The sequence below is a fragment of the Acinetobacter pseudolwoffii genome (genome assembly GCF_002803605.1).
Classification (GTDB): Bacteria; Pseudomonadota; Gammaproteobacteria; order Pseudomonadales; family Moraxellaceae; genus Acinetobacter; species Acinetobacter pseudolwoffii.
In genome coordinates this window covers 74563-92558 of sequence record NZ_PHRG01000006.1, presented here as the reverse complement: position 1 = coordinate 92558, position 17996 = coordinate 74563, and the positions used below count along the sequence as shown (strand labels likewise).

Here is a 17996-nt window from a genome sequence, read left to right as displayed (position 1 = left end):
GTTATAACTAAACAGGCTTTTTAAAGCCTGTTTTTTATTGCCCGATCATACTTCACATGAATAAAGAGGGATTGCCACGTGACATTATTATTTCAACCGCTAAAGTTTGGTTCATTATCACTCAGCAATAAAATTATTATTGCACCCATGTGTCAATATTCAGCCACAGATGAGGGTGAAATCACGTATTGGCATGAGCAGCAATGGGCGAATTATGCGCTCTCTGGTGCCGGACTCTGTATTGTCGAGGCGACTGCCGTACAACCAGAAGGTCGTATCAGTTATGCAGACCTGGGATTGTGGAATGATCAGCAAGCTGCCCAGATCAAAGCATTATTGGCCAAAGTTAAATCTATATCGCCAATGCCATTTGCTATCCAGCTTGCACATGCCGGACGTAAAGCCTCTACAGATAAACCATGGGCAGGTAGAGGCCAGTTTAAACCGGATGAGGCACATGGCTGGCAAACTGTTTCTGCCAGTGATCTTCCTTTTCAGGCATACGAACATCCTCCTAAAGCGCTGAGTCAGGCAGAGATTGATCAGGTCATTGCAGACTTTGCAGAAAGTGCCAAACGTGCAGTTGATGCAGGCTTTGACCTGATTGAACTACATGCAGCACATGGTTATCTGTTACATCAGTTTATGTCGCCACTTTCCAATAAGCGTGAGGATAAATATGGTGGTTCACTGGAAAACCGGATTCGCCTGACGCTGGAAGTATTGCAAGCCATGAAGGCAGCAGTTCCGGAAGATTATCCAATCGGAGTGCGTATTTCAGCGAGTGACTGGATGGAGCATGAAGATAGCTGGAATATTGATTCTTCGGTTGAACTCTCTAAAGCCCTCGAAGCGATGGGCGCAGCTTATATTCATATTTCCAGTGCCGGTTTACATGTCAAACAGAACATTGATGTGAAACCGAACTATCAAGTACCTTTTGCAGATATCATCAAAAAAGCCGTCAATATTCCGGTAATTGCTGTAGGTTTAATTACCGAAGCAGAACAGGCAGAACATATTCTGCAAAAAGGGCAGGCCGATGCTATCGCTATTGCACGGGCGATTCTCTACGATCCACATTGGCCTTGGCATGCAGCTGCGGCACTTGAAGAAAAACTAAAGATTTCACCCCAATATCTTCGCAGTGCCCCGCATGGTCTAAACCATCTGTTTGAGCCTTTTTAACAATCTTTTCTAAGCAGGAAGGTCGTATAATAGTCACTCATTGCAAATGAGGACGCTGCATTATGATTTTTGCGGTCATTGTGCCCATTTTTTTATTGTTGGCACTGGGTTATCTGACTGTAAAAAGTCAAGTGTTAGACAAAGAGCAAGTGGGTACAGTCGGTGCTTTTGTCATTAAAGTGGCGTTGCCTCTGCTGTTTTTCCAGTCTCTCGCCTCTAAAGACCTGCATGAAATCTGGTATTTTGAATACTTTGCGGTGTATAGCAGCGTAACTTTACTGCTCTATGGTAGCGGTTTCTGGATGATGCGCCGTTATTTTCAGAATACGCATTCGCAGAGTGCAGTATTGTCGCTGGGCGCCGCGATGTCGAATACCGGACTTATTGGTACGGCCGTGCTTAGTCTGTTAATCGGGCAGCAGGCCATGACTTATACTTCTCTGGTGGTCATCATTGAAAGTATGTTGCTGATTCCTTTGGTACTGGTCATGGCTGCGCTGGGAACACAGCATCAGGCAAATCTTGGCTCCATTTTTAAAAGTGTGGTGCTGACTTTAGTAACAAACCCCTTATTTATGGGGGTCGTACTGGGTATGGCCTGTGCGATTTTCCAGATTAAAATTCCGCTCTATATCGATCAGGTTTTTGCCTTGATCGGACAGACAGCATCGCCATTGGCCTTGTTTGCAATTGGTGGCGGTATTGTGGGAATGAGCCTGAAATACGTTAATCTGCAAAGTTTCTATCTGGTGTTTTCTAACAACATTATGATGCCGCTGCTGATGTATCTTGGCCTCAGTCAATTGACCAGTTTAAGTCAGGAAATGGTTCATGCGGGTACTTTGATTGCTGCCTTACCGATGCCAACAATCTTCGGTATGTTGGGACAGGCCTATGGTTTAAATGATCGAGCCTTAACACCACTGCTGATGAGCACCATCGCTGGTTTTATCGTGACCAGCGGCCTAATTGCCTTGTGGTGGGGATAGCTCATTCCAGGATTGATTCTCTCCTTATAAAAAGCCCCATATTGGCATTTTCTTTTTTAAATTCATGATTATATTTTACAGGTAGAAAAGTCAGCCGCAACTGTTTGAGGAATGCGGTGTATTGCACCGCAAGATTAAAAATGATTGTTTTTGCGACAAATTTACCAGTGGATGCTGGCTGACGAGTTTTGCGATGAGAGTATGGCTCCGCAAGATGCCTTTCTTGCGAAGCTCCGCTTCTCATTGGGGCGAAACCAAATTAACTCTTTTTGGCAGGTATTTTTTTCTGCTCCGCCATCATTTTGTCTACTGCTGCCAAAGACTCTTTAGCCTGCGGAATATTTTGCTGTGCCAATGCAGCAAAGATTTTTTTCGCTTCAGGCAAGTTTTGCTGCACGATACTGCCATTGGCAAACATATTGCCGACTGCCATCAGGGCAGGGATATAGCCTTTTTTAGCCAGATCCTGAATACTGCTTAAACCTTGCTGAATCGGTTTTTCATCTTTGTTTTTAAAACCAGAGCTGATGTCATATAAGGCTTTGGCGTGAATCGCTTGCATATTACCTTTTGTGATTAATGGTTGCAGCTTTTGTAGTCCGATTTTATTTGAGGCAGGGGTATTTTCAGCAAATAACAGCACAGCCAGATCTACACTGGCATCATCAAAGTTGGCTGCTGAGGCATGTTCCAGATACTGTTTGGCTTTGCTTAACTCCTGCTTTAGTCCTAATGTACCCGCCGCATAATTTTTGCCCAGTACATAATTGGCCACAGGGTAACCTTTGCTGGCTGCCTGTTCATAGAGCTGGATGGCTTTTTTCTCGTCTTTGGCAGTGCCCTGGCCGGTCTGGGTTAAATAGCCTAAGTTATATATGGCTTGGGCATTTCCCTGACTAGCCAATTGATTTAAAGCGTCATAGGCGCCTTTGAAATTATTGGCTTTCACCATGGCTTCAATTTTTACAAACTGGGGGTCGGCCTGATCTTTTACAGTATTTGCCAGAGTGAATTGCGCAGAAACTGCAAGAACGGTAGCGAGTATTAACTTTTTCATGGTTCCTATAACCTTATTATTGCTGGCACCTAAGTCCTTGGTGCGGTTTTAATCATTTTCACTTACATCATAAAAGGATTTTGTGCTTTGTAAATATACAATTTGTCATTAGAGTTCTTTCATAAATCATTTTTTAATTATTATAAATGAAATTCTATCTTCTTGTCGGAGACTTGCGCAGCATGCTCCTCCTCCCGAAGGGAGAAGGAGCGTTCAACCTCTATTTAAATATGAATAAAATTATCATTTCTTGAGTTATGAAAGGGATTTACTCAAAATAAATCATCAAATCAGGATATACCGATTTAACCAGATCACTGATCTGGATAACTTTCCTATCAATCATTCAGATATTGAAAGGATTACTTTGCTTAAAGGAACTTCTCTGGTTAAATCTCGGTTTAAATCAGCCTCCCAGGATTGAGCCATGTTTGTCAAAACGATTAAACGCCACTATGACAGAATTAACGTAGATGAAACGATTGCGGATGAAGAAAAGATTGACGCACTGCTGATGAAGCTCGGTGCAGAATTTTTGATTAGTCAGGAAGACCGGGTCTACACCTTTCAAAAAGGTGAATTAACCACAAAATTTGATGCCAAACATGCTCGTGCTTATCACTTCAAAGATTATGTGGTGAAAGACATGAATAAGCTGTTTCATGGTTTCTAAAACAAAAAAGCCAAGAGTTAACTCTTGGCTTTTTTAGGGCCTAAACCGGAATTATTGCGGACGTGCTACATCACCGCTCAAAGCTTCAGGAAGTTCCAGAACCTCTAGACCCAACTCGGCCAATGCTTCAGGTTTGGCTACGACCAAGGCTTTATAGCCATCCTTCAGACTGATGCTATTCACGACTTCAACATTGTTGTTGAGCTGAGTGCCGACTACAGGTGCTTCACCCGTCGCTTGAATCAGATGCAGCCAATGTTTTGGCTTGGCTTTAAACCATAAGCGTGCAATGACTTCCTGACCTAAGTAACAACCTTTGTCATAGTGAATGCTTTCACGTTGATGTAAGCGCAATTCCTGTGGTTGAAACAGGGTCGCAGTGGCCGCCTGAATCCAGGCCTGACCTGATTCAATGGCTTGCTGCTCCCAGGTCGCTACATCGGTTTCAGTTGCAACAAAGTCAGTATGAATATCATTAATCATAGGATAAACCGCACCGACCAGTTCCAGTTTCATTTTTGAAAAGGCACCAAATTTTTTAATATGATTCGCCAGTTCAGTGGCCTGATCGTCAGTACTTACAATTTCAAAGCTTTCCGGACTGAACTTTTTAAGCCATAAGCCAAATTGAATACGGCCTTTCAAGCTACAGATCGCGGTATAACGTGTCTGGTTTTCAGCCAATGTTTCAGTATTCAAAGTCACCTGACCTTGAAGGAATTTTTGTGCATCAACACCATTCAGACTAAACAATGTAAAAGCAGGAGACGTTGCCATGATAAGCCCCAGTTTGAATACTATAAATCAATGCAGTTATTGTGCAGCAAGCATCAAATAGAGGCAAACAAAAAAGCCAACAATCTAAATCATCGGCTTTTATGGAATGATAATATTTAGTGGTGATGGCTAGCCGGTAATGGCGAATCACAAGGGAATTTACCGCCACAAATCCGAACATATTCCATCATGCCCTGATCTTCATGATCGAGAATATGACAATGCTGCACAAAATCACCTTCAAATTTCTTGTAATGGCTGCGGACAATTACCTGATATCCCTGTTTAACAAAGATTGTATCTTTAAACTGTCCTTTTAAGCCGCGGTATTGAATATCTTCCAGATTAGGATTTGGATCTACTGCCAGCGGAATATCGCTGACATCCTTACCCGTTGGATCCAGTACTTTTACAATCTGGAAGGGGTTCACATGGATATGATAAGGATGATTCAGGTTATTACTGCTAAGAATCCATTCATCAATTTGCCCAAATTCCAGTTTCCGTACATATGCACCTTCTACTGCATCCGCGCCGGTAAAGAGGTCACCAAAACTATAGATTCCCTCAATATCACTGTAACGGTAGCCAAACTTACCATTTGGACCAAAGCTGGCATCGAAGGTTGAGCGTTGTGGTGGGCGGCTCTTTAAGCGATTTTCAATTTCAGTAGTCATCAGCGATGGGTGGTCGATAAAGGCAGAAAGTTTTAACTGTGAGAGCTGGGTCTGAATTTCTTTGTTTAAGCCAATTTTCTGTGCCTGAGCTTGTAAAAACTGGGCTGGCGTTTGCGCTTTTAATTTACTCGCTTTGACATTCACCCATCCCAGTAGTTGGGCATTTAACGTATTACCCGGAGCGAGTTGAGGGGTAATTTGTCCGGATGTAGGGATGGCATTGATTTCATCATCAATGTTCAAATTGCTGTCAAAAATACAGTATCTATTTGTGCTTGGAAAGGCGACCATCGCATCGTGACGGTAACCGGGTTGAAATATGGAGATTCTACGTGTCTGCACATGATCCATGGTTAAACCATCCTGAGCAATGGTATAGACCGGCAAGCTGGTGAGCTGATCAAAATCTGCTTTTTTGTCTTCTTCCTGGAATTCAGAACAAGCTTTAATGGTTTGTTCAGCGGTAAATTTTTGTGATTTTGGCAGTTCCTTAATAATAAGACCAAGGGTGTCGCGAACACCACCATGAATCATACGCCAGCGCTTAAACTGGTTTTGCTCAACTTGAATCTCGCCATGTACTTTACCATTAATCGAGGTGTAATAATGATTTGCTCCCCATGAATTAAAGGCATTCAGGCCTTGATAATCTTCCAGCATACCGACTTCACCAGCATCACAATTATTGAGATTGGTTGTACCTGCCGGGTGAGTGCATCGATACTGAATTTGCTGAAACAGGAGGATATTTTCATTAGAATAGCTGTTCTTGCCTTTATCTTTCCACAGAATATCCATGTCTCCCGTCGATGTGATTTTGCCATTCCTGACTTGAGGAATACGGCTGCCTTCTACGATTAATGGGCCAGCCATGCCGCTAGAGACCTGAATAGCCGTTGAACCATGTAGATGAGCGTGATACCAGTAAGTACCCGCAGGATGATTTGGTTCCATTTTGAATTGATAGTCAAATTTTTCCTGTGGTTTGAACTTCAGGAAAACATTGTCGCTATTGCCTTGCGGGCTGACCCAGAGGCCATGAGTGTGCAGATTGGTGGTATTAAAACAATGTGGGTCATTCGCATCGAGAATATGTTCTGGGCAGGTTGCTGTGGACTCCGTGGGCAGTTGGTTATTCAAATGCACAGAAAAGGTTTCTCCCTGTTTGACCCGAATCTGGGGCCCGACCAGCCGGTCTTCGACATATTCACCTGCTTTTTTCTTATTAAATAAACTGGGCTTGGTCACATAGCCACGGAGCACCAGTTGATCCCATGTTCCTTTTCTGGGGTTATACAACTTATCCGTTTTATACGCGATGATCAGTTCGTATTTGCCTTTGGCATTTTTCTGTAGCAATGGCGGATTACTGATCAGAGAATCCGGTGCAGTTGGAGCAGGTGGTGGCTGAGTCGGGTTGTTTGGGTTACTTGGATTTGACGGATTATTTGGATTTGAAGGGTTATAGGGGTTAGGAGGATTTTTAGCTCCATTCCAGTTTGATGCCAGTACGGCTATGACCGCTGCTATGACACCGATAATCGCAAGCTGTAACATCGTAATCACCTTTATCTACTTTTGTGATGAGTATTGTTGTTGTGAAGTAATTACTGTTTAGATTTACTTAATTGAGAGAAAAACTGTTATCACCAAATTAGGGGGAGGCAGATAAACGGTATGTCTAAAGTATTTTTTCTTTGGTGTTGAATGTGCTAATTTTTATGTAAATCTTTAATTATTCGATAATATTTATACATATTAAAATAGTTGTAAAATTTGTAAGAAAGTCTTACGAAAATTATGGAATTGAATCAGGACACAGCTTTTAAATGGTTCTATCGCTGAAATACGATGATTTTCGGAATTATTGTATAAGGATGTTTTGAAGATATGCTTAATATCCAGTTTTTATCAACAAGCCGCTTGCATATAAAGACCTAAATGTAAGAGAAGAGACTTATTTGGCTTTTAATAGTTGGCTTTTAATCGGTTATAGGGTCTATTCGCTGCTTAAAATACAGCTCATAAAAGTTGCATGAATATGAAATAAAGCCTGTTTATTGCGCCTATATGTTGATTGTTTTTTATGCTGTTGTGAGTGTCTCATACTAAAGAATGAGATGAATTTTCTACGATTTTTCAAAAAAATAGAAGTTTAGAGCCAAAATTCTAAAGGCCAGATAACAAATTTATTAAAATAGACCGATTTCTATAATTAAACTATTGAAAATTATAAGATTTGGGAAATGGACTTTCGGCAGCGTACAATGCCTTGATTAAAAACAAGTCATCAATAAATTTTGATGTGCAAAAAAGAGTAATAAACGAGGGCAGGCAAGCTATGAACAACAACTACCGTAAACCGCTGCAATCCACCCAGCTGGAATATTATGACGTGCGTCAGGCCGTAGAAGATATTCAGCCAGGCGCATATGCCAAACTTCCTTATACCTCCAAAGTGCTTGCTGAGCAGCTGGTTCGTCGTTGTGATCCTGCCATTTTAGAACAGTCTTTGCGACAGCTGATTGAGCGTAAACAGGAACATGATTTTCCATGGTATCCGGCACGTGTGGTCTGTCACGACATCTTGGGACAAACGGCTTTGGTCGATCTTGCCGGCTTACGTGATGCAATTGCAGAACAGGGCGGTGACCCGGCTAAAGTCAATCCAGTGGTACCGACCCAGCTGATTGTCGATCATTCATTGGCAGTGGAATTTGGTGGTTTTGATCCGGATGCTTTTGAGAAAAACCGCGCGATTGAAGACCGTCGTAATGAAGACCGTTTTCATTTTATTGAATGGACCAAAACTGCCTTTGAAAATGTCGATGTGATTCCTGCCGGTAATGGCATCATGCACCAGATCAACCTGGAGAAAATGTCTCCGGTGATTCAAAACCGTGACGGTCTGGCATTCCCGGACACCTGTGTCGGTACAGATTCGCATACGCCTCATACAGATGCATTGGGCGTGATCTCGATTGGTGTTGGCGGCTTGGAAGCGGAAAATGTGATGCTGGGCCGTGCATCTTGGATGCGTCTGCCTGACATCATTGGTGTGGAGTTTGTTGGTCAGCGTCAGCCGGGCATTACCGCAACCGATATTGTGCTCGCACTGACAGAATTCCTGCGTAAAGAACGTGTGGTCGGGGCATACTTAGAATTCTTCGGTGAAGGTGCCGACAGCATGTCAGTGGGTGATCGTGCCACGATTTCCAACATGACTCCGGAATACGGTGCAACCGCTGCGATGTTCTATATCGATCAGAACACCATTGATTATCTGACTTTGACCGGTCGTGAAGCAGAGCAAGTCAAACTGGTTGAAACTTATGCCAAAGAGATTGGTCTGTGGGCATCGGATATGACTCAGGCAGAATATCCACGTGTATTGCGTTTTGATCTTTCAACAGTAACCCGTAACATTGCTGGCCCATCCAATCCGCATGCTCGTGTCTCGACATCTGACTTAAAAGAAAAAGGCATTGCCGGTAATCTAGAGGCTGCACGTGCGCAAGAAGCTGAAGGTTTAATGCCAGATGGCGCGGTGATTATCGCGGCGATTACGTCTTGTACCAATACCTCAAACCCGCGAAATACCGTGGCGGCAGGTTTGCTGGCGCGTAAGGCCAATGAACTCGGTTTAGTCCGTAAGCCTTGGGTGAAATCTTCTTTTGCACCGGGTTCTAAAGCAGCAGCGTTATATCTTGAAGAAGCTGGCGTACTCAAAGATTTAGAAAAACTGGGTTTTGGGATCGTGGCTTATGCCTGCACCACTTGTAACGGCATGTCGGGCGCACTAGATCCAAAAATTCAGCAAGAAATTATTGACCGTGACCTGTATGCCACAGCGGTATTGTCGGGCAACCGTAATTTCGATGGCCGTATCCATCCTTATGCGAAGCAGGCTTTTCTGGCATCTCCACCACTGGTGGTGGCGTATGCGATTGCCGGTACGATTCGTTTTGATATCGAAACGGATTCACTTGGTAATGACAAAGATGGCAACCCGATTTATCTAAAAGACATCTGGCCATCGGATGAAGAAATTGATGCACTGGTGAAAGAAGCAGTGAAGCCGGAACAGTTCCGTCAAATCTATATTCCGATGTTTGACTTGGGTGTGAATGAAAAGGCAGCAAGCCCGCTATATGACTGGCGTCCGCAAAGTACCTATATCCGCCGTCCGCCGTATTGGGAAGGTGCTCTCGCTGCACCACGTACCTTAGCCAATATGCGTCCACTGGCGATCTTGGGTGATAACATCACCACCGATCATTTGTCACCATCCAATGCGATTGTACTCGACAGTGCTTCAGGCGAATACCTGAAAAAAATGGGCGTGCCTGAGGAAGACTTTAACTCTTATGCAACGCATCGTGGTGATCACCTGACCACACAACGTGCAACATTTGCCAACCCGAAACTGTTTAATGAAATGGTGGTGCGTTCAGACGGCAGCATCAAGCAGGGTTCGAAAGCACGTGTGGAGCCTGAAGGCGAAGTGATGCGGATGTGGGAAGCGATTGAAACCTACATGAACCGTAAACAGCCGTTGATCATTATTGCAGGTAAAGACTATGGTCAGGGTTCGAGTCGTGACTGGGCGGCGAAAGGTGTGCGTCTGGCGGGTGTAGAAGCGATTGTCGCAGAAGGTTTTGAGCGTATCCACCGTACCAACTTGGTCGGTATGGGGGTATTGCCGCTTGAGTTTAAGCCGGGTACGGATCGTAAGACTTTAGGTCTTGATGGTACGGAGCTGTATAGCGTGATTGGTAATATCGCGCCACGTTCGACTTTGACTTTGGTGATTGAGCGTTCAACCGATGATGGTAAGAACCAGATTATTGAAGTGCCTGTGACTTGCCGTCTGGATACTGAAGAAGAAGTGCATGTGTATGAAGCGGGTGGGGTGTTGCAACGCTTTGCACAGGACTTTTTAGAAGGGAATGTTTAAGAATCTCCCCTAACCCCTCTTTAATAAAGAGGGGAACTCCCTCCTTTTTTAAAGGAGAGAAGTATTGCTTCGCAAGGGGGGAGATTAAAGTTATTGAAATTGTTTAAAAAACGCTCTAATGTGGATTGGGGCGTTTTTTATTTTTTAATGGGGGGGATTTTTGGAAATTTATAAAGATATTAATAATGATTCTAACGTGACGCATTACGAAATTGGTGAGACTTATATTAGAGTGAAATTTAGAGAAACGGCTAAAATTTATCAATACAGTTATAGGAAGGCTGGGAGGTTTCACGTAGATAAAATGAAAATATTAGCTAGATCTGGTAATGGATTAAATGCATACATAAATAGAAATGTTAAGTTCTTATATGACTGAATTTATGAAAGAGAAAAATAGTGAATAAGAAAAGTTTTGAATCTTGGCTCGATAGTTTAACAGAAGATCAAATTAAAGAATTTAATACAAAACAGCATGAAGAAAATTTGCGACAAGTAATTGCTTTTAAAGAGAGCTATCAGAAACGGCAATGTTACCTATGCAGAAAAGATTTCAAAACGATGAGTGTAGGAGAACCATGTCTACATTGGTTATTACGTCTTTGTAAATTTCAAAAAAAACATTTTAAATTGATATATGAAAAATATGGTTATCACAATATTGCAGCTTATTTAAGGTGGTGTGCAAATGAAGAGAAGTTACTTTCAAATATTAACGATCTAGACAGTGAAAGATCTGGGCGTAAAATTTTATCTTCTACAATAAAGTGGAAAAATATTGAGTGGACATTTGATTGCTCAGAGAATGATGCTGAGGGGCATAAAGGCAAACAAATCGAATATCCCCACTACCATTTTCAAATGAGGATTGATGGAAGACCTTTCATAAATTTTAATGAATTCCATGTACCCTTTTCAAAAGAAGACCTGGAAATTTTGAAATTAAGGGATAATTCTAGAGTAGTTCAAAATTTTGGGGTTGCAGGTTCTGGTATGCAAGATGCAGTGAGTGTAGATCCTAATAAAGTCATTGAATTAGCATCCCTTTCAGAAAATGAAGAAGATGCAACGTATCATTTCTCTACTATAGTGGATATGAGTGATAATCCAATTTCAGGAGAAGAGCTCTATGAAATACAAATGGAAGCTAAAAAATTAGGTAAATCATTTGCTTATATGTTAAATGAAAGGTTGAGTGATAGAGCAAAAATACAAACTGTAATTAGCCCTGCTGAATCAATACCTGATATTGCAATTAGAACCGAACATAAAAGGCGATAAGACCATGTAGATTTTTGCAGTATTTGCCTTCGCCCAAATGCCATCATCATTTACAAAAATGGACAATAGACATTCATCACCAGAGGGTTATACTAGACAGACCATTTCTAAAACCATGGAGAACAAAGATGGTTACTGCTGGCGAAAAACCCGGAACAGGCTTCTATTTTTGTGTTCAATGCGGACACCGCACCTACTTAGAAATTGGTACTGATCGTTTACCACCGTGTACCAAATGCCAAGGCAATCAATTTAACAATAAGAATGCCTAAGCAAAACAACTCAAACAGTTACCCTCTGTTTTGAACGAAAGCCCTATTACTCGATAGGGCTTTTTGCTGTTTATTAGCTAACCTTTTAGGTAGCAATCAAAAGATCAGGGTGAAAAAGCCAATCATATATTTATAAAACTTATTAATTTAAAGTAAAACCTAATAAATTCAAAAAATTATTTGAAATTTAAATATAAACGGTATAGCTTGTCTGCTTTAAAAAATTAGCTAACCACTTTTAAATTAAGGTTAGATATTTCCGGGGTGAAACAATGAAAAAATTTGCAGCTTTAGTACTAGGCAGTGCAATCTTATTTACTTCAGGCTGTGCCACGATGTTTAATGGTTCAACTCAAACTGTGAATATCCGTAGTAATGATGAATTGGCTAAGTTATATGTCAATGAAGAATATATGGGACAGCGTAATACTGTCTATACTTTCAAAAAGAAAGAAAACTATGTGATTAAGGCAGAGAAGCAAGGCTGTCAAACCAACACCGTTATTCCACAGAAAACATTTGATCCAACAACTTTATTAGGTATTTTCCTGGATTGGGGACTTATTTCTATTCTGGTTGTAGATGGCGCTGCTACTGGCGCATGGCAAAAATTTAGCCAGACAAGTTATGTTGTTGATCCTAATTGCTAAATAATTCAATTAGATTGAAAAAAAATATCCCATCATTGAGTGGGATATTTTTTTGTAAATTTACATCTTTTTAAACCTTGGTTTTGATTGAAAATTAACCAAATCATCTCCATATAAAAGCCTGGATTCACCGTATTTAAGGCTGCCGAATTGCAAAATTATCTTGATCTTAATCACGACTCAGGTGTTGCCAATTACGAGATTGGTAACGAATTTATTCGCGTGCAATTTAAGAAAACCTCGAAAGTTTATACCTACAGTTATAGCAGTGCCGGTGATCAGCATGTGGAAAACATGAAACAGCTCGCCCGATATGGCGATGGCCTGAACGCCTATATCAACCAACATACCCGTCAGCTTTTTGTACACTAAAACTGGTCTGCTTCTTGCTTCAATCAAAGTCCTAGAAGGCAAATATTTAATAACAGCGAAATATCTGCCTTGAAATCGTGCATGTACACATATTGGAAAGAGGTCAAACGCATATGGAAATCAGAGAGTACGCACCAGAATCAGGAAAATTAAGCAAAAAAGCCCACTTTTATTCCGCATGGCCATTAATTCTGATCCTGTTTGGGGGCGCAATTGGTTTGCTCTACGGCGTGATGGCATATTTACTGAATCTGAAAATCTATAGCTCTGAACTGACGAGACTCAATAAAGTTCTGGCCAATCTGCTCTGCGGGATGACCGCAATCAGTATCTGGTGGTTTAGCGCACAATGGATTCAGGCTGCTTTGTTTTAATAAATAGTCATCATGTCTTGAAGATAAATTGCAATAAAGGCCATTTTTATAGAATAAAAAAGCGTAAAAAATGAAGAATAGAATTTATTTCCCTAAATTTAGTTTAATAATGAAATAAATTTTCAAAAAATCTAAAAATTAAAAAAACATAGGAAATTAATCCCGTCCATCTTTGCCTAATATAGCTCTCAAGGGTGTGATGGGATCGGAAAGAGTAGCATGCTGTGAGCGGCGCAAAACGCGAGTGCAGTACGAACCCAAAAGGTCTCGATCCGGCTTAGGACGCTATAGACCACAAGTTTATAGGCTATAAGATCAAGTCTTACAAAGATTGATAGTTGAAGTAAACCATTAGACGTTTTCCCAACACCCTAAAAAATTCTCCAGCAGTGCAAATATGATAAATCATTAAAATAACAATAAATCAAAAGCTTAAACCAAGATTCAATTCAAGCATGATACAAATCAGCCCTTCATTTTCCCAGATCAAATCTGTTATTTTTAAAGCATCAGCTGCGCCCAGTGGGGAATTGTGATGAATCTCGATATTTGGTGTCGTTTTCTGCTATTTTCCTTGATCATCAATTATGCCATTCTCATCCTCTGGTTCACGGTTTTTGTATTTGCCCGAAACTGGATGAAACAATTGCATGGAAAATGGTTCCGGCTATCTGAAGCCAGCTTCGATGTGATTCATTATTCAGGTATGGCGTTGTATAAAATTGGGATTTTGCTGTTTAACCTGGCACCTTTAATTGCAATCTATTTAATCAAGCAAAGTTAAGCGCTATGCTGAACTGAATATTTCAATGACAGAAAAATAGCTTCGGATCAGTAGGGTATATAAAAACTAAAACAGGATTTTAAAGGAGTTGAAACAGATGAATCGATTTAAACCGGCACTGATCTTGGGTGTCCTGATTGCTTTGGGGATGATAATTTCAGGATGGATTCTGGGCAATAGCGCCTTAAAAATCAAACAGTATGAACGTATTGTGTCGGTCAAAGGTTTGTCGGAACGCGAAGTCAAAGCCGATGTAGCAGTCTGGCCGATCCGTTTTAACGCAGGCAGTCAGGATCTGGCCCAGTTGTACGATACCATGCAAAACAATACCCAGGAAATTCAGACCTTTCTAAAAAATGAAGGTTTTAGTGCCGAAGAGATCACCAGTGCTTCACCGAGTATTACCGATAAATACGCCCAGCAATACGGCGGTGATGCCAATGTCGCACTGCGCTATACTGCCAGTCAGACCATTACCGTCTATACCCACAACATCGATGCAGTACGCAAGGCACAAAGCCGTCTGGTGGCTTTGGGTAGAAAAGGCATTGCCTTTGCTGGAGATGATTCCGGACAAAGAACCGAATATTTATTTACCAAGTTGAATGACATTAAGCCGGCGATGATTGAACAAGCCACCGAAAATGCCCGCAGTGTGGCAGAAAAATTTGCCGCAGATTCAAAAAGCAGTCTGGGGAAAATCAAGTCCGCCAATCAGGGCATGTTTAGTATCGAAGATCGCGACAGCAATACCCCCTATTTGAAGAAAGTCCGTGTAGTTTCGACGGTGGATTATTATCTGGCAGATTAATTTATCTGGCTATGCGCGGTGATTGACAGGTTAAATACAGCTTGTTATTTTGCGCGCATTGTTCCAGATGCTGTATTCCTAAAATGCCCATCAACCCCGACTTTGTCTATTGCCCACCGCAAGAACCGTTGCATATTGTTTATGAAGATGATGATCTGGTGGTGATTGAAAAGCCGGCCGGATTATTGTCGGTTCCCGGGCGTTTAGCTGAACATCATGACAGTGCTTATTTGCGGGTTCTGGACCAGTATCCGCAGGCTAAAATCACCCATCGTCTGGATATGGCCACTTCAGGTATTTTGATGTTTGCCAAACACCGTGATGCAGAAGTGGCGGTGAGTAAAATGTTTCAGGCACGTACCGTGCATAAAAATTATGTCGCACTGGTACAAGGCAAACTTGAAGGTCAGGGCAGCGTCGAAGTGCCTTTGATGACCGACTGGGAAAACCGTCCGCGTCAGATGGTGCATTATGAACTGGGCAAAACTGCCAAAACCTTATATCGGGCAATAGAATATTTGCCCCAGCAAGACATTAGTCGGGTTTTACTCACGCCCATCACCGGCCGTTCTCATCAGTTGCGAGTACATATGCTGTATCTGGGTCATCCCATTACTGGCGATAAAATCTATCATCCAGAACCACAGCGCAGTCCTTTAAATCGTATGGCTTTGCATGCCAATTATCTGGCTTTTAGCCAGCCGCTGAGTGGTGTTCCGGTTGAGATTGAAGTCGTAGTTCCGTTTTGATGTGGATTATGAAAACGATGGTATCCGGTCAAATTAGTTCTATTTTGTGTAATCATTCAAAATGGTATTTGCCATTTAAAATGGGCTGCCTGAATTAAAAAGTGTGAGAATTTATTTCAGTCAATGCTCTGAAAATTAACAGTTTTTCATGTTTTTTTATTTGAAATCTAATACTTATGCATTGCCCAATTTGCTTTCGATGTAGAACATACCGGTGAATGCTGGCTGCATATCTTGATGATGAGTTTAGGAATTTTTATTGTCTTTATCTGCTGTTATAAGCTTGATATCTTTATTTCTATTGGTTTTTTAATTTTACTGTCATTAATTTTAAACTTTTAAATTATATCCTTTGATATAAAAAATACCGTTAGCTGTTTCAGGATCGTTTTGATTTAAGCTGCAAATCAATTCATGATGTATGACTTGCACATAAAAAATTATAGAAAAATAAAATGAATGAACGACTTAGTGGCGATTAATGGCTTTGATTATCTGGCCGAAGTGATGCAAAATCAACCGGTACTTTATAATAAATTTTTAATTTGATGTTTTAGGGCAATGCCCGGGGTTAAAGGATAGAACGATGCTCAGTATGGCTTTTTTCGTTCTCGCGAGTATTTTATTATGTGCCTTGCTCTGGAGCTTGAAGATCCAGACTTCATTACGCAGCAATATCCGGTTTTTACAGGAAAATCTGGATCATTCACGCAGCAGACTGGCAGATTATGACGCTCAAGTCGATGAACTGAATTATGACGTGACCCAACTGCGGGTACAGCATGGCAGTTTAACGACTGAGCTGAATAAATATAAAAAATATCAGGATATCTGTGATATCGAACAATATATTATCAACCGGACTTTGCAGGCCGAAAATTTTGTTGAAGTGACCAAACTGGATGCTTCGATCATGATTGATGATCTCAAGGCTTATATTGAAAGCGTGAAAGACTATCTCGCCCAGTTTCAAGCGAAAGCCTTAGTCGAAGTTGAACAGCAGGCCAGAAAAAGTTTAGCGGGTTATTATCAACAGGCCAAGCAACAGCAGCACTTAGAGGACGTAGTGAATGCCCTGGAACATAAAATCCAGGGCAAGCATTACGGTTTATGTCTGCCAGTACCGCAACTTTTACAACAGCTGATCGCAGGATATAGTGAAACGGATGCGGCTCGGCATCTGCTCGATGTGCGTGAAAAAATTCAGCAGGCCATAGCAACACAGCAGATCGCCAGTTGTAATTATATCGATGACAGCCGCCGTAGAAGTATCATTGAAATCTTTAGTTTGGCCTTTAATAGCAAGGCAGATTTATATCTTGCTCAATTAAACAGAGAAAATTTGCGACAGATGTTGCAAGCCTTAAGGGATGATTATGTCCTGCTGAATTATACCGGACAGCAACTGAGTCAGGCCACGATTCAGTCATCCTATCTGGATTTACGTTTAGAGGAATTAAAGTTTGCTGCGCTGGTTGTGCACATGAAGCAAGAAGGCCGGCATCCAGAGACCGTATAGTTTTGATAGGCATCAAGCGCACTAAGTCTTGATGGTAGCTGATAACGAATAGGGTTTTAGCGAAAGATCGATATTCCCGGACGTGATAGGCTGTAAATATTTAAGAAATACCCATTTGACAGATAATTTTTATATTTATAAAAATCATATGTTTATTTGTGGTTAAAAGATAATATTTTTTGTCCGGATCTCGATAATTGTCTAAAAATCAGCTAATCTTAGATGCAGAATAAAACAGCATCATAATAAGGATACTTCTATGTCACGTGATTACAATCAATTCCCTGACGATGAAAATGGCAATGTACTGTGGCAAATGCATCAGGATGGCGACGACCTGCAAGAAGCACATGAAATCGAATTTTCGCTGGTCTTTATTGATGAAGAGCAAGCGGATCGTTGTGCTTTGTATCTCTTAAAGGAAGAACAAAAGATCAGCCTGTTTCAGGATGAAGAAAGCGCGACCCTGGAATGGATCATCACGATTTATGTCTATATGGAACCAACCTACGAGGATATTGTGGATCTGGAACAGTGGTTCAGCAAAATCGCTGCAGAATTTCAGGGTGAATATGATGGTTGGGGCTGCATGGCCTATGTCTATGATGATGAGCTGGATGAAGAAGAAAGCAGTCTGCGTAATAGCTGATTGTGCCTGTATTTAAATAAAAAAACCCCGGTGCTGCCGGGTTTTTTTATCCTTTATATTTAGTTATATCGGAATGTCAGGACTTTAATACAGATACATAGTCATTATATATACCAGATTGAGGATTGCGTAAAATCAGTTCTATGGATGCTCAGCTTGGTCTGGTCAGTCTATACAAGAGAAGGGCAATATCCCTCAATAAAAATACATAATAACA

Annotated in this window: 19 protein-coding genes; 15 read left to right on the top strand and 4 right to left on the bottom strand. The window is 41.3% G+C overall.

All coding sequences use genetic code 11. The features are described from left to right. Window positions 1-78: 78 nt before the first annotated feature. Window positions 79-1188 carry an NADH:flavin oxidoreductase/NADH oxidase gene (locus CWI32_RS11870; RefSeq protein ID WP_100357963.1) on the top strand — a complete coding sequence of 370 codons (1110 nt, stop codon included), beginning with the start codon at window positions 79-81 and terminating at the stop codon, window positions 1186-1188. Window positions 1189-1250: 62 nt separating this feature from the next. After that, the gene (locus tag CWI32_RS11865; protein WP_005097988.1) at window positions 1251-2177 is read left to right on the top strand and encodes an AEC family transporter; all 927 of its coding nucleotides are present in this window, start codon (window positions 1251-1253) and stop codon (window positions 2175-2177) included. A gap of 1 nt (window position 2178) precedes the next feature. On the opposite strand, the gene CWI32_RS11860 is transcribed toward CWI32_RS11865, so the two are convergent. Together CWI32_RS11860 and CWI32_RS11855 are read right to left on the bottom strand one after the other, a co-directional pair. After that, the gene (locus CWI32_RS11860; protein ID WP_100535377.1) at window positions 2179-2421 is read right to left on the bottom strand and encodes a hypothetical protein; all 243 of its coding nucleotides are present in this window, start codon (window positions 2419-2421) and stop codon (window positions 2179-2181) included. Window positions 2422-2436: 15 nt separating this feature from the next. Continuing rightward, window positions 2437-3234 carry a tetratricopeptide repeat protein gene (locus CWI32_RS11855; protein ID WP_100535376.1) on the bottom strand — a complete coding sequence of 266 codons (798 nt, stop codon included), beginning with the start codon at window positions 3232-3234 and terminating at the stop codon, window positions 2437-2439. 427 nt (window positions 3235-3661) lie between these two features. Here CWI32_RS11855 and CWI32_RS11850 point away from each other — a divergent pair, with 427 nt between their 5' ends. Next, window positions 3662-3907, top strand: a complete 246-nt coding sequence (locus CWI32_RS11850; RefSeq protein WP_100535375.1) for a hypothetical protein — start codon at window positions 3662-3664, stop codon at window positions 3905-3907. A 51-nt stretch (window positions 3908-3958) separates the two neighbouring features. Here the strand turns inward: CWI32_RS11850 and ygfZ are convergent, their stop codons facing one another. Next, window positions 3959-4684, bottom strand: coding sequence for a CAF17-like 4Fe-4S cluster assembly/insertion protein YgfZ (gene ygfZ, locus CWI32_RS11845; protein ID WP_100535374.1), 726 nt, complete (start codon window positions 4682-4684; stop codon window positions 3959-3961). A gap of 116 nt (window positions 4685-4800) precedes the next feature. Next, the gene (locus tag CWI32_RS11840; RefSeq protein ID WP_100535373.1) at window positions 4801-6918 is read right to left on the bottom strand and encodes a multicopper oxidase family protein; all 2118 of its coding nucleotides are present in this window, start codon (window positions 6916-6918) and stop codon (window positions 4801-4803) included. Window positions 6919-7702: 784 nt separating this feature from the next. Between CWI32_RS11840 and acnD the strand changes: the two genes are divergently transcribed. The 12 genes from acnD to CWI32_RS11780 all read left to right on the top strand — a co-directional run bounded on the left by acnD (window position 7703) and on the right by CWI32_RS11780 (window position 17779). Beyond that, entirely contained in the window at window positions 7703-10318 is a 2616-nt protein-coding gene (gene acnD / locus CWI32_RS11835; protein WP_100535372.1) for a Fe/S-dependent 2-methylisocitrate dehydratase AcnD, read from the top strand. A 160-nt stretch (window positions 10319-10478) separates the two neighbouring features. Further along, window positions 10479-10697, top strand: coding sequence for a hypothetical protein (locus tag CWI32_RS15390; protein WP_034608409.1), 219 nt, complete (start codon window positions 10479-10481; stop codon window positions 10695-10697). A gap of 20 nt (window positions 10698-10717) precedes the next feature. Beyond that, complete coding sequence (locus tag CWI32_RS11825; protein WP_005169545.1) at window positions 10718-11599, top strand: hypothetical protein; 882 nt, start codon at window positions 10718-10720, stop codon at window positions 11597-11599. A 128-nt stretch (window positions 11600-11727) separates the two neighbouring features. Further along, window positions 11728-11871 carry a zinc ribbon-containing protein gene (locus CWI32_RS15255; RefSeq protein ID WP_004645925.1) on the top strand — a complete coding sequence of 48 codons (144 nt, stop codon included), beginning with the start codon at window positions 11728-11730 and terminating at the stop codon, window positions 11869-11871. Window positions 11872-12143: 272 nt separating this feature from the next. Further along, entirely contained in the window at window positions 12144-12521 is a 378-nt protein-coding gene (locus CWI32_RS11815; RefSeq protein WP_005169548.1) for a hypothetical protein, read from the top strand. 150 nt (window positions 12522-12671) lie between these two features. Continuing rightward, window positions 12672-12893 carry a hypothetical protein gene (locus CWI32_RS11810; protein ID WP_100535370.1) on the top strand — a complete coding sequence of 74 codons (222 nt, stop codon included), beginning with the start codon at window positions 12672-12674 and terminating at the stop codon, window positions 12891-12893. A 113-nt stretch (window positions 12894-13006) separates the two neighbouring features. Continuing rightward, entirely contained in the window at window positions 13007-13267 is a 261-nt protein-coding gene (locus CWI32_RS11805; protein ID WP_100535369.1) for a hypothetical protein, read from the top strand. A gap of 535 nt (window positions 13268-13802) precedes the next feature. Continuing rightward, window positions 13803-14051 carry a DUF6868 family protein gene (locus tag CWI32_RS11800; RefSeq protein ID WP_005169557.1) on the top strand — a complete coding sequence of 83 codons (249 nt, stop codon included), beginning with the start codon at window positions 13803-13805 and terminating at the stop codon, window positions 14049-14051. A gap of 97 nt (window positions 14052-14148) precedes the next feature. Next, the gene (locus CWI32_RS11795; RefSeq protein WP_005097974.1) at window positions 14149-14862 is read left to right on the top strand and encodes an SIMPL domain-containing protein; all 714 of its coding nucleotides are present in this window, start codon (window positions 14149-14151) and stop codon (window positions 14860-14862) included. 83 nt (window positions 14863-14945) lie between these two features. Then, window positions 14946-15611, top strand: coding sequence for a pseudouridine synthase (locus CWI32_RS11790; protein WP_100535368.1), 666 nt, complete (start codon window positions 14946-14948; stop codon window positions 15609-15611). Window positions 15612-16197: 586 nt separating this feature from the next. Beyond that, the gene (locus CWI32_RS11785; protein ID WP_100535367.1) at window positions 16198-17130 is read left to right on the top strand and encodes an SNIPE associated domain-containing protein; all 933 of its coding nucleotides are present in this window, start codon (window positions 16198-16200) and stop codon (window positions 17128-17130) included. 259 nt (window positions 17131-17389) lie between these two features. Beyond that, a complete protein-coding gene (locus tag CWI32_RS11780; RefSeq protein WP_100535366.1) occupies window positions 17390-17779 on the top strand; it encodes a ribonuclease E inhibitor RraB in 390 nt (129 codons plus the stop codon). Window positions 17780-17996: the final 217 nt, after the last annotated feature.

What these genes read in the sequence shown, in the direction of transcription:
- CWI32_RS11865 (WP_005097988.1), top strand. Translation starts at nt 1,251, where the DNA reads ATGATTTTTGCGGTCATTGTGCCCATTTTTTTATTGTTGGCACTGGGT.
- CWI32_RS11860 (WP_100535377.1), bottom strand. Translation starts at nt 2,421, where the DNA reads ATGAGAAGCGGAGCTTCGCAAGAAAGGCATCTTGCGGAGCCATACTCT.
- CWI32_RS11855 (WP_100535376.1), bottom strand. Translation starts at nt 3,234, where the DNA reads ATGAAAAAGTTAATACTCGCTACCGTTCTTGCAGTTTCTGCGCAATTC.
- CWI32_RS11850 (WP_100535375.1), top strand. Translation starts at nt 3,662, where the DNA reads ATGTTTGTCAAAACGATTAAACGCCACTATGACAGAATTAACGTAGAT.
- ygfZ (WP_100535374.1), bottom strand. Translation starts at nt 4,684, where the DNA reads ATGGCAACGTCTCCTGCTTTTACATTGTTTAGTCTGAATGGTGTTGAT.
- CWI32_RS11840 (WP_100535373.1), bottom strand. Translation starts at nt 6,918, where the DNA reads ATGTTACAGCTTGCGATTATCGGTGTCATAGCAGCGGTCATAGCCGTA.
- acnD (WP_100535372.1), top strand. Translation starts at nt 7,703, where the DNA reads ATGAACAACAACTACCGTAAACCGCTGCAATCCACCCAGCTGGAATAT.
- CWI32_RS15255 (WP_004645925.1), top strand. Translation starts at nt 11,728, where the DNA reads ATGGTTACTGCTGGCGAAAAACCCGGAACAGGCTTCTATTTTTGTGTT.
- CWI32_RS11815 (WP_005169548.1), top strand. Translation starts at nt 12,144, where the DNA reads ATGAAAAAATTTGCAGCTTTAGTACTAGGCAGTGCAATCTTATTTACT.
- CWI32_RS11805 (WP_100535369.1), top strand. Translation starts at nt 13,007, where the DNA reads ATGGAAATCAGAGAGTACGCACCAGAATCAGGAAAATTAAGCAAAAAA.
- CWI32_RS11800 (WP_005169557.1), top strand. Translation starts at nt 13,803, where the DNA reads ATGAATCTCGATATTTGGTGTCGTTTTCTGCTATTTTCCTTGATCATC.
- CWI32_RS11795 (WP_005097974.1), top strand. Translation starts at nt 14,149, where the DNA reads ATGAATCGATTTAAACCGGCACTGATCTTGGGTGTCCTGATTGCTTTG.
- CWI32_RS11790 (WP_100535368.1), top strand. Translation starts at nt 14,946, where the DNA reads ATGCCCATCAACCCCGACTTTGTCTATTGCCCACCGCAAGAACCGTTG.
- CWI32_RS11785 (WP_100535367.1), top strand. Translation starts at nt 16,198, where the DNA reads ATGCTCAGTATGGCTTTTTTCGTTCTCGCGAGTATTTTATTATGTGCC.
- CWI32_RS11780 (WP_100535366.1), top strand. Translation starts at nt 17,390, where the DNA reads ATGTCACGTGATTACAATCAATTCCCTGACGATGAAAATGGCAATGTA.